Here is an 11,641-nt window from a genome sequence, read left to right on the forward strand (position 1 = left end):
TCTCTCGCCCCTTGCGAGGGGCACATCAATTTTTGAGGCGCTTGTCGCCTGCATGCAGACAAAAGAGGCTAGACCCCTGTGGCATTGACGATTCTTGGCCTGTCCGGCGCCCTTAGCCATGATCCTTCCGCAGCCTTGTACATCGACGGCAAGCTGGTCGCGGCGGCTGAGGAAGAGCGCTTCGTACGCGATAAACATGCAAAGAACCGCATGCCCTACGAATCGGCGAAGTTCTGCCTTGAACAGGCAGGCATCAAGCCGTCCGACGTTGACGTGGTGGCGATTCCCTTCGCGCCGATCAGCCTGTTCGGCAAGGCGCGCTGGCACTACGCCAAGCGTTACTGGTACGCCCCGGACCGCGCCCTCGATGCGATCCTGATGGGCAACCGTCGCTACAAGCGCTATCGCAACAAGATTGTCTGGTGCCTCGAGCAACTGGGCTTCGATCCGAAAAAAATCAAGATCGAGCCGGTCGAGCATCACCTGGCCCACGCCTCCAGCGCTTACCACTGCTCCGGTTTCAAAGAGAAAACCGCGATCCTCGGGATCGACGGCAAGGGTGAGTACGCCACGACCTTCTTCGGTTACGGCGAAAATGGCAAGATTCACAAGATCAAGGAATTCTTCGATCCGGACTCCCTCGGCGGCCTGTACGGCGCGATCACCGAGTTCCTCGGTTTCGAGATGCTCGACGGTGAGTTCAAGGTCATGGGCATGGCGCCGTACGGCGACGCCAGCAAATACGATTTCTCGCGCCTGGCTTCGTTCGAGAACGGCGAGCTGGTGATCAACACCGACTACGCCAACGTCATCGGCCTGCGTCGTTATAAAGAGAAGGGCAAGGGTTTCTACTTCTCGCCGAAGTTGATCGAGTGGCTGGGGCCGAAGCGCGAAGGCGATATCGCCGACGAGCCGTACATCCACTACGCCGCGAGCATGCAAGCGCTGTTCGAAAAGATTGCGCTGCAGATGATCGACTTCTACCTGGGCGACGTGCTCAAGGAAACCGGCAAGCTGGCCTACGCCGGCGGCTGTGCCTTGAACGTCAAACTTAACCAGAAAATCATCGCGCGCGATGACGTGAAAGAATTGTTCGTGCAGCCTGCGTCCGGCGATGCCGGCACCGCTGTCGGTGCAGCAGCCTACGTGTCTCACGCCCGTGGCGTGCCGGTCGAGAAGATGGAACACGTCTATCTCGGCCCGTCGTACAGCAACGAAGACGTGGTCGCTGCGTGCGCCCGTCACCCGAGCAAGCCGGTCTGGCGCAAGCTCGAAAACATGCCGGAAAACATCGCCAAAATCATGGTCGACGGCAACCCGGTGGCCTGGTTCCAGGGCCGCATGGAGTTCGGTCCGCGGGCCTTGGGCGGTCGTTCGATCATCGGTTGCCCGAGCGCTGTCGGCGTGGCTGACCGGATCAACCACCAGATCAAGTTCCGCGAGCGCTGGAGGCCTTTCTGCCCGTCGATGCTCGACACCGTCGCACCGCAGATGATCAAGATCGATCACCCGGCGCCGTTCATGACCTTCACCTTCGAAGTGGCGGAAGAGTGGAAGACCCGCGTGCCGGAAGTCGTTCACGAAGACGGCACGTCCCGGGCCCAGGTGCTCAAGCGCGAATACAACCCGCGCTACTACGACATGATGAAGGCGCTGGAAGTGCTGACCGGCAACGGCGTGTCGCTGAACACCTCGCTCAACCGTCGTGGCGAGCCGATGATCTGCTCGCCGACCGACGCACTGAACATGTTCTTCGGTTCGGATCTACAGTATCTGATCATGGAAGACATCCTGGTGGTCAAAGAGGGCGCCAACGCTTATGACACGCTCGGCTGAACGCCATGTGTTGCAGTTCTGCCACGGCTATGACGGGCCGTTCCTGGACTGCGCCCGGCAGTACGCCAGCCTCTTCGCGGGGACTGGTTATCGAGTGACCACGGTCTTTTTGACCGGGGCCGCCGATAGCGAAGTGGCCGCGAACTGTGCTTCCGATGAAGTGCTGTTCATGGAATACAGCTCCAAGGCCATTCGAGGCCTGAAGCTGGGCGCCATCAGCGATCTGCGCAAGATCGCCGCCTCGCGCAACTTCAGTTTCTGCATTGCTCACCGCTTCAAGCCGATCTACATCGCCTTGCTCGGCACTTCGCTGCCGGTGATCGGTGTGCATCACGCCTTTGGCGATTACAAGCGCGGCACCCGCAAACTGTTCGCGCATATTTTCCGCAAGCGCCTGAGCCTGCTCGGGGTCTCCGATGCGGTGCGCGACGACATGCGCCGTTGCCTGCCGAAATGGCCGGCCGGGCGGATTCAGACGCTCTATAACCGTGTCGATGTGCCGGCGTTGCAAACCAGCCAGGTGTCGGTGCGCGAGGCCCGGGAAACCCTCGGCCTGTCGGCGGATGCCTGGATTGTCGGCAACGTCGGACGGCTGCACCCAGACAAAGACCAGACCACGCTGCTGCAAGGTTTTGCCGAGGCATTGCCGGGCCTGCCGGCCAACAGCCAACTGGTGATTCTTGGCAGCGGTCGTCTGGAAGAGGACCTCAAGGCCCTGGCCCGGGAGCTCGGTATCGGCGATCGCGTGCTGTTTCTCGGTCAAGTACCGGATGCCCGTCGCTACTTCCGGGCCTTCGATGTGTTTGCCCTGAGTTCGGATCACGAACCCTTCGGCATGGTGCTGCTGGAAGCCATGGCTGCCGGTGTACCATTGCTCGCCACTGCGTGCGGTGGGGCCAAGGAAGTCGTCGAGGGCGTGGGTATTCTGTTCCCGCTGGGCGATGCCGAACACCTGGCCCAAGGGCTGCAACACCTGGCCGCGATGGACGACCAGCAACGTCACCAATGTGCGGAGCTGATGCTCGATCGCCTGCGTGAGCGTTTCTCCGACCGCGCGGTACGTGATGCTTTCTGGCATTTGCCGCACGTCACCGAACTGGCACCGAGGGGCTGATGCTCAACCGATTTCAAGGCTGGCGCGAACGGGGCTGGGCGGTGGTCGATGCCTCGACTTATGCACAGGCCTGGCAGCGTTTCGGCGGCAGCGTCGCGACCCATCCCCTGGTAGTTGAACGCCTGGCACAGTTGGCCGAGATCCCGGTGCGTTACCTGGCCTGGGAGCAAAACGGTGAAGTGAAAGCCGCCATCCCGACCTGGGGGCGCGACCTGGCACTGTCCAAAGACGTGCTCAAACGCCGCGGTAAAAAAGGCTTGTTCGACCTCGGCAATGCCGAGTTGATCCTGCCGGCCGCCGCTGATGCCCAGGCGCCACTGCGCCATCGTGGACGATATTTGTCGGCGCTCAGTGAAGGCCGTTTCACCGACATCAAGTTGCAGACCGAACAACTGGCCATGGCCCGCACGCCTGAAGAGTTGTCGAAGAAGTTTCGCTATAACCAGCGCCGTGAATTGCGTCTGCTGGAAGAGGCGGGCGGGGTGGTGCGGCCGGTCGCCGAGTTTTCCAGCGCTGAGCTGGGCGCGATCTATTGCGACCTGTTCCAGCGTCGCTGGGGCTTCCCGGCCACCGGTGCCGAACGCATGGCGGAGGTGATCGAGCTGCTGCAAGACTTGTTGATCGGCTCGGTGATTTTCCTCAACGATGCGCCGATTGCGATTCAACTGGTGTACCGCGTCGAGGCGCCAGAATGGATCAGCGTCGAGTACATCAACGGCGGCGTCGATCCTGAAACGCGCGAATTCAGTCCCGGCAGCGTGCTGAGTTTCCTCAACACCCAAAGTGCCTGGGAACACGCCCGTGCCCTGGGTAAACCCTTGCGGTTTTCCTTCGGCCGCGCCGACCGGGAATATAAGGACCGCTGGTGCAATCCTGTGCCGGTCTTCACTGTGTGAGTGAACCCATGAGCCGCAAACAGCAACTGCTCAAGCGCCATCGGCGCAACAAACGCATCGGCTTGTTGATCGCGCTGGTGCTGTTGATTGCCATCGGCCTGCTGGTGGCCTGGTGGTTGCCGCTGGTGCTGGCGGTGCTGGGCTGGATTGCCCACGAAGCCTGGTTCGCCGATCACCTGTTCTACTCGCCCAAAGACGATTACCAATACAGTTTCCCGCCGTACACCCCGCAGCCCAAGGTGCATCTGGACGGGGAGCGTTTGCGCCTGGACGAAGGCGTGATGCTGGTCGACGACGCAACGCTGGTGTTGGCGCTGCGGGTAAAAAGCACGTGGCTGGGGCGCTTTATCGATCCGGTGGTCGAATTGCTGGGTGGCGAAAATCCGGATCAACAGACGTTTGAGCGCGGTGTGAACGGCCTTCGCTACCTGAACCTCAGCGGTCAGGCGCAAGTGTTGTCGCGGGGCGAGTTACGCCTCCAGGGACGCTTCTGCCGCTTAGTCGGCGAGCCGGTGCTGTGGGCGCTGGAGCAACCGGATTATCGCCGTCAGCGAGTGATGGTGATCGCGCCCCACGCCGACGACGCCGAACTGGCCGCCTATGGGTTGTACAGTCAGGCCGATGAGGCCTGGATCGTGACCCTCACCGCCGGTGAAATCGAAGCCGAACATTATCAGCAGATCGGTTTGAGCAAGGTCGAGGCGGCCCGACTCAAGGGCCGTTTGCGCGCCTGGGACAGCATCGCTGTGCCGCGCTGGGCGGGCGTGCCTGAAGCGCATTGCGTGCAGCTGGGATATTTCTGCCTGCAGCTGGCGGCGATGCAGGCTGCACCGACGAAGCCGATGGGTTCCCGTGAAGCCGAGTTGAGCGACACCCGCGTGTATCGCCAGTTGAATCCATTTGCCCTGCCGGGCGACGTCGACGGTGCGCCGACCTGGAACAATCTGCTGGCCGATCTGCGTGAGCTTTTGTTGCGCGCGCGTCCCGAAGTGATCGTGCTGCCACACCCGACGCTCGATCCGCATCCCGATCATCTCTGCGCCCAGCAAGCGGTCCTCGAAGCCTTGAGCGGTCTTGAGTGGCAGCCGACCACCTTGCTCGGCTACGCCAATCATCTGCACGATAACGATCGCTGGCCGATGGGCGATGCGGGGCATGGCATCGCGCTGCCGCCGGCCTTCGACCCGGCGACGCCAATGCAGCCTTGCTGCCTGCCGCTGTCGCTGGACCTTCAACGTGACAAAGCCATGGCGCTGGGCATGATGCACGACCTGCAACCGCCGATGCCGTTCAAGCGACGTTTGCGTCGGTTGATACAACGGTTGCTGGCCCGTAGAGTGCCGCCCCTTTATGGCGAGAACGAATTTTTTCGAAAAGCGGTCAGACGCCATGAATTGTTGTGGCTTTTGAAGCATGGTGAAACATCTCGACAGCAGAAATGAAGCACTTCGCGGCCTAGCATGGCCGCGTCTTAAACAACTGCAGTGATTCTTCTGTGATCAACCCACGCCCGCGCATTGTTTTTCTGATCCCGTATTTCGGCCAATGGCCGTTCTGGGTGCCGTTTTTCCTGGAGAGTTGCCGTCGCAACGCCGATATCGACTGGTTGCTGTTCAGCGATTGCGGCAGGCCTGAGAATCTGCCACCCAACGTCACCGTCGAGTGCATGACGTTCAAAGATTACTGCGGGTTGGTCTCACAACGGCTGGATATCGACTTTGCACCGGATGCGGCTTACAAGCTCTGCGACATCAAGCCGGCGTTGGGGCATATTCATGCCGACCGGTTGCAAGGCTATGATTTCTGGGGGTTCGGCGATATTGATCTGGTGTATGGTGACCTGCGAAGTTATTTCACCCCTGATCGGCTGGCCGGTTATGACCTGTTCTCGACTCACGAGCGACGAGTAGCAGGGCATCTCTGCCTGATGCGCAACAACGCCCGCAAGCGTGAGTTGTTCATGCAGATGAAGAATTGGCGAAAGCGCTTCACCGATCAGGAGCATCATGCGCTGGACGAGGGCGCATTCAGCCGGATCTTCCTCTGGCGCAAGAATTTCCCCGAGCCGTTGTTCACCTTGGTGGGCAAGCTCAATCCGTGGCGTCGGCGCAGCGAGTTCACCGAAGCGTTCAGCACGCCGGGTGGCTGCATCAAGTGGCACGACGGCACGGATGATTTTCCGCATCACTGGTATTGGCGTAATGGCTGTTTGAGTAATGATCGCGATGGCGATCGCCGGTTTCCGTACTTCCACTTCGTTTGCTGGAAACGCAACGAGTGGTCACGGTTGCCTCCACCCGATCCAGCCGAGGTCAGGCGTATCGCCGCCGAACCGGCCTGGGTCATCGATGCGACAGGTTTTCACCGAGGAGCGTTATGAGTCAACGGTCAAAGGTTCTGCAATTGCAGCCTGACTACAATGTCAAAGCCCATGATTTTGCCGACCTCGCGGAGCAGATCGTCAAGGCGCTGCCAAATGATCGCTACGAAGTCACTGCAGCGTTCCTGCGGGGCAAGCCCGGGCCGGGCGAGGCTGTGAGCCGGGCCGACCGTTCGGTGTATTTCGAGTTTTCCGACAAGTCTCTCAAGGGCATGCGCCTGCGCGCGATGTGGACGTTGTACAAGTTTTGCCGTGCGGAAAAGTTCGATGTGGTGATTTGTAATCGCTTCAAGCCAGTGAACATGATGCTGACGCTCAACCGCTGGTTGAAGGTGCCGCTGTGCATCGGCATTTCCCACGGTTTTGGCGAGTACGACCGGTTTTACCGGCGCCGCCAGACCCAGCGTCTGATCGATCGTCACTGGCGCTTCGTCGGCGTGTCGCCGGCGGTCAAACAGTACCTGCTGGATTGCGACTGCGGTTTCACTGACCAGAATACCTACGCCATTACCAATGCCATCGACATCGAGCAGGCGGAAGGCTTGCAGCACAGCCGCGAGCGCGCCCGCGAATTGTTGGGTATCGATCCGTCGGTGCGCTTGATCGGGGCGCTGGGTCGCCTGGTGCCGGTCAAGGGCCACACCTATCTGTTGCAGGCGTTTGCCGCCCTCAAGGACAAATACCCGAACACCCAGTTGGCGATCATCGGTGCCGGTCGCGAAGAGTCGCGCCTGAAAGCCGAGATCGAAAGCCTGGGGCTGACCGGTCGCGCACACCTGCTGGGCTTCAAGGAAATTGCCTTGCAGTACATCCGCGCGTTCGACGTCTGGACCATGCCGTCCCTGGCTGAAGGCCTGGGACTGGCGCTGCTCGAAGGCATGAGCGGTCATCTGCCGGTGATCGCCTCCAACGTGCCGGCCATGCTGCCGCTGATCGAAGGTGCGGGCGGGCTGGCGATTACGCCGAAGGATGTGCCGAGCCTGGTCGCGGCGCTGGATAATTACCTCGGGCTGTCGGATGACGAGCTCAAGGCCAAGGGCGAGCAGTCCTTCCGTTATCTCCAGAAAGAACATGACATCGAGGTGTTCCGTCAGGAATACCTGAACCTGATCGACTCCGGCCTGGAACAGGCCCGCAAGGAACAACCATGAGCGACGCGCAACCTCTCGTCACTGTCATCATCGCGTCGTATAACCACGCACCCTACATTGAGGAAAGCATTCTCAGCGTCCTCGACCAGACCTATCCGAACATCGAGTTGCTGGTGGTCGATGATGGTTCAAAGGACGACAGCGTTGAGCGCATCAAGGCATTGCAGGAGAAGCACGGTTTTGATTTCCGGGTTCAACAGAACCAGGGGCTGACCAACACTCTCAATGCTGCCATTGCCCGTTCAAAGGGCAGCCTGATCGCTCCATTCGGTTCTGACGACATCATGCTGCCGGAGCGCATTGCGACGCAGGTGGCGTACATGGATGGCAAGCCCGAGGTCGGTATCTGCGCCGGCAACATCGAGCTGATCGACGCCGACGGCAATCTGTATCCCGAGAAGCGTCAACGCCGTGATGTGCCGTTCCGTCGTCTGGATTTCGATGACATGTTCCTGGAGCGCAAACCCTATCCACCTGCGCCAACTCTGATGATCCGCCGGGAAGCGCTGGACAAGGTGGGTGGATTCGATCCGAACATTCGCCTGGAAGACTTGCTGATCGAGCTGAAGGTGACGCGTGCCGGTTACTTTATCGATGGCCTGAATGTGCTGATGGCGCGCTATCGCAAGCACGCCACCAACTCTTACAAGAACCACCGTTTCATGGTCGATAACATCCTGCGCTCCTACGCGCTGTTCAGCGATCATCCGCTGTACGACGAGGTGCGTTACAAGTTCCTCAGTTCGATGTTCCTCAAGACCGCCAACCGTGATCGCAAGCTGGCCCGCGAGCTGCTGGCGCAGATCCCGTTCAAGGCCTGGAACAAAAAGACCTGGCGTGGTCTGGGGCGACTGTACTTCTCGCCGCTGGAAAAAGACTAAGGCCTAACGCGATCGGTGTAGCAGCTGGCGCAGCCTGCGTTCGGCTGCGCAGCAGTCGTAAACCCTGAGTGCACGGTCTTCCTGATACACCGCGTGCTCTGGTTTTACGACTGCTGCGCAGCCGAACGCAGGCTGCGCCAGCTGCTACATAGGGCGTTATCAGCTTCAGTTCAGCGAGCGATCTTCTCCGCCAGGCCCTTGTCGGCCTTTTTGCCTTGGCGCAGCCACTGCAAGACTTTCTGGCCCGCTGCCATGCCCGGCTTCTCTACGTACAAGAACGTCAGGCTGCTGATGACAATCAGCAGGCACGTGCACACGGCAATCAGCGACAGATAGGTCCAGGTGTCACGAGCGTCCAGGTGCAGCACCAGCGGCAGGCGTTGCACCATCACCCAAAGCACGAAACCGTGCAGTAAATAGGTGCTGTAGCTGATTTCCCCAAGCCAGCGGATGCTGCGCGGTTTGAGTGCGCCGAACAGGGTGTTTCCGGAGGCCACGATGACAAAAAACAAGGAAAGCAGCAGCAGTGGCAACAGGTTGAACGCGCGGTTGAATGCCGTAAATGCAATCGTCACCGCCAGCAACGCGATAATCCCCGCCAGTCGCGTCTGACCCCAGGTCTTCAAGTGTGGCCGGCGTATCCAGTACGCCGCACCAATGCCGCCCAGGAAGCTCGCCAGAAAGTGCTTCTTCAGCGAGTGTTCCCAGCCGACCAATTGGTACAGAGCGTAAATGCCGATCAGGCACAGCACCACTTGCAGCCAGCTGCCGCGATAGATGAAGACCATGCCGGCCAATGGCAACGCCAGATAGAAAAACACCTCGTAGCCCAACGTCCAGGTGACGTTGGAGATCAGCATGCCGGTCTGGTGGTACTGGTTGACGTCCGGCCGGTCGAAGGTCAGCCATGCCAGAATCTGCCCGGCCAGGCGGATGCCGGGCTCCTTGAGTTCCCAGTTCTGCAGATAGAACACCGTGACAAATACAATCAGCATCAACGGCAAGTACAAAGGATAGAGGCGGAACACCCGGGAAACGGCGAAGGCCAGCCAGTCGTGTTGACGTCCCTGGGTGAGCAATCGGTTCCAGAACAGGAAGCCGGTGATCATGAAAAACAGCGCGACGCTGCCTTGACCAAGCTGTGAGTAGAGATTGCTCGGCGGAAATTCGATAACGCCGGTGCGCAGGAAGATCCAGGTAATGACCGAATGGTGCACGAACACACCAAACGCCAGATAGCCACGCAGCCCATCAATGCTGGCATAGCGGCTTTCGCCGGAATGCTCCAGGTGCCGGGCGATTTTCGGAACGGCGCGCAACAACAGGGCGGCGGTCACGATGGCCAGCAGGTAGGCTGCCAGCGCAATGAACGGGTTGGTTTCAGTCATCAATGAGCCCGGGCCGGGGAACTCCCGGCCAGTACTTGCCTGTGCAGGTTATCGACAGCGGATTTCGACGCCGTCATGGCGTATCCCTGGAGCAGCGCTTCGAAATGGTCTTCGAACAACCAGCGCTTATCCACCGTGTAGCGCTGCATATGGCGCAGATTACGCTTACGCAGGGACAGACTCAGCGAGGAAGGATAGATGCGCAAGTCGGCCACATCGATCAGGCCGAACTCGCCATCCTCCAACACCAGCACGTTACCCAGATGCAGCGAGCGGAAATAGACACCTTGCTCATGCAGTTGAGCCATGAACTTGCCGAAACGCTCCACCAGCGCCTGACGCACTGCTGGCGCGGTAATGCCTTGCAGCACCTGGCGCAGCGTGTTGCCTGGCAGTGGGGAATAGTGCACGGCGCTGCTGCCATCGTCGAGCCGGTACAGGTCAAGGATCTGCGGCGTTGGAATACCCAGGTCGCGCAGTTGAATGCTGTTAGTGGCGAAACGCTCGGAATACGGATTGAAGCTGCCCGAGGTGTACCAGCGACGGCGGCGGAACAGCTTGAGGAAGCTGCCATCGACCAGACGCAGCACTTTGGGGCCCAGGCCATCCTCTTCAATCACCTGCGCATTGGCAGTCATCGTGTGCATGACGGTCGATTTCAGTGACTTGACCGGCATCGCCAATAAACGTTTGGCACGCTGGTTAATGCTTAGCGCGGCGATCAGCGCCAGCGGAATCCACAGCAGGAACCAGTGTTCCTTCGGTCGGGAAATGATCCCGCCACCTTCAGTCAAACCTGCGCCGATGCCGAATATCAGCCAGGTGGACGCAATGATGAACAGCGGTTGCACGCGATTGCGCCAGCTGCTCAATAATCCCCAAGCCTGGAAAAACAACCACGGCAACAAACCGAAAATACCGACGTAATAGAGCACGCCCAAGGCAAAACTGTGCGGCTCCTGCAAAGAGTAGCCAATGCCGGGGTCGAGGGTCAGATCGGCGTTGTAGCCATGACCGATCCATGGGTGGTCGGCAATTTTTTGCAGGGCCAACTGCCAGATTTCGATGCGATAGGAATCGCCGCGTTCGATGATCATATGTGAAAACAGTACCGCCACGGCCGCACTGCTGACGATCAGGGTGCCCAACAACACAACGGAGCGGCGGTTCCAGCAGATGAAACCCAGCCATAGCGCAGCCAGTGTCAGGGCAACCAGAGGGGTTCTGGAGCCGGTGGCGATCACGGCAGCGAACATGATGGCCATTGCGGGGATGCTCAGCCAGAGCATCTGTCGGCGCTTGCAGCTCATGCTCAGGCTCAGCCAGTAAGCACAGAAAAAGCCGTACATGTGGGAGGCAAGCAGCGGGTTATCGAACGCACCGCCGCCGATGAGCCGCAAGTTTGGCTCGTAAATGCGGGCGTACATGAACAGGTTAACGACCGTACCGATCAGCCCGACCATCGCTGCGCTGAACAGCAAAGGCTGGACGATTTCGCTGCGATAACGCACCAGCAAGTAACAGCCGGCGAACAGCAACAGCGTATGAAGCGGTGGTTTGAACTGGGCGGCAATGCGGTCGCTGCCAGGCCCCCAGCACAAACTGAGCAGCGCCCAGGCGGCAAACAGTAGCACCGCAATGAAGATCGGCTCTCGGAGCAACTCCTTGAGCTCGCGAGGGCGCAGGCAAAGTGCAATCAGCGACGGAATGCTGAACAGGCCATAAAAAAGCTTGTGATGCAGACTTCGACCCGGCAGGAAAAACAACGCGCACAGGAGCAAGAGATAGCCGAGTGGAAGAATCCAGAGGCAAATGAAATCGAAGACTCGATTGGACACGCTATTGAAACCGCTGAGTTGCATGCTGAGAGATTCAATCCTGAAGTTGGTCGGCCATTTTGGGGTGATGGCTATTTGATGCTTAATCTGACGCGTAACAATAACAGCCTTTATGCGATTGCCAGAACCCTGAGGAAGCTGTGCTAAAGTCAGCGTC

9 protein-coding genes are annotated in these 11,641 nt (G+C 59.5%); 7 read left to right on the plus strand and 2 right to left on the minus strand.

The features are described 5' to 3' along the window. Positions 1 to 78: 78 nt before the first annotated feature. The 7 genes from ACA053_RS02320 to ACA053_RS02350 are packed head-to-tail and all read left to right on the plus strand — an operon-like array spanning position 79 to position 8,258. A complete protein-coding gene (locus ACA053_RS02320; protein ID WP_131058761.1) occupies positions 79 to 1,836 on the plus strand; it encodes a carbamoyltransferase family protein in 1,758 nt (585 codons plus the stop codon). After that, complete coding sequence (locus ACA053_RS02325; RefSeq protein ID WP_497394457.1) at positions 1,820 to 2,950, plus strand: glycosyltransferase; 1,131 nt, start codon at positions 1,820 to 1,822, stop codon at positions 2,948 to 2,950. Before ACA053_RS02320 ends, ACA053_RS02325 begins: the two co-directional genes overlap by 17 nt. Continuing rightward, complete coding sequence (locus ACA053_RS02330) at positions 2,950 to 3,846, plus strand: antimicrobial resistance protein Mig-14 (protein ID WP_497394458.1); 897 nt, start codon at positions 2,950 to 2,952, stop codon at positions 3,844 to 3,846. Before ACA053_RS02325 ends, ACA053_RS02330 begins: the two co-directional genes overlap by 1 nt. Before the next feature lie 8 nt (positions 3,847 to 3,854). After that, positions 3,855 to 5,288, plus strand: a complete 1,434-nt coding sequence (locus ACA053_RS02335) for a PIG-L deacetylase family protein (protein ID WP_497394459.1) — start codon at positions 3,855 to 3,857, stop codon at positions 5,286 to 5,288. A gap of 53 nt (positions 5,289 to 5,341) precedes the next feature. After that, positions 5,342 to 6,226, plus strand: a complete 885-nt coding sequence (locus tag ACA053_RS02340; RefSeq protein ID WP_497394460.1) for a DUF6625 family protein — start codon at positions 5,342 to 5,344, stop codon at positions 6,224 to 6,226. Beyond that, positions 6,223 to 7,377 (plus strand): glycosyltransferase family 4 protein, encoded by a 1,155-nt coding sequence (locus tag ACA053_RS02345; protein WP_497315156.1) that lies wholly within the window; start codon positions 6,223 to 6,225, stop codon positions 7,375 to 7,377. Before ACA053_RS02340 ends, ACA053_RS02345 begins: the two co-directional genes overlap by 4 nt. Next, positions 7,374 to 8,258, plus strand: a complete 885-nt coding sequence (locus ACA053_RS02350) for a glycosyltransferase (protein ID WP_497315158.1) — start codon at positions 7,374 to 7,376, stop codon at positions 8,256 to 8,258. Before ACA053_RS02345 ends, ACA053_RS02350 begins: the two co-directional genes overlap by 4 nt. Positions 8,259 to 8,428: 170 nt before the next feature. Here ACA053_RS02350 and ACA053_RS02355 read toward each other — a convergent pair whose 3' ends face one another. Continuing rightward, complete coding sequence (locus ACA053_RS02355; RefSeq protein WP_497394461.1) at positions 8,429 to 9,646, minus strand: acyltransferase family protein; 1,218 nt, start codon at positions 9,644 to 9,646, stop codon at positions 8,429 to 8,431. Beyond that, the gene (locus ACA053_RS02360) at positions 9,646 to 11,508 is read right to left on the minus strand and encodes an O-antigen ligase family protein (protein ID WP_497394462.1); all 1,863 of its coding nucleotides are present in this window, start codon (positions 11,506 to 11,508) and stop codon (positions 9,646 to 9,648) included. The genes ACA053_RS02355 and ACA053_RS02360 overlap by 1 nt, the downstream gene beginning before the upstream one ends. Between the last annotated feature and the right edge of the window lie 133 nt (positions 11,509 to 11,641).

The sequence above is a fragment of the Pseudomonas sp. LBUM1672 genome (assembly GCF_059695655.1).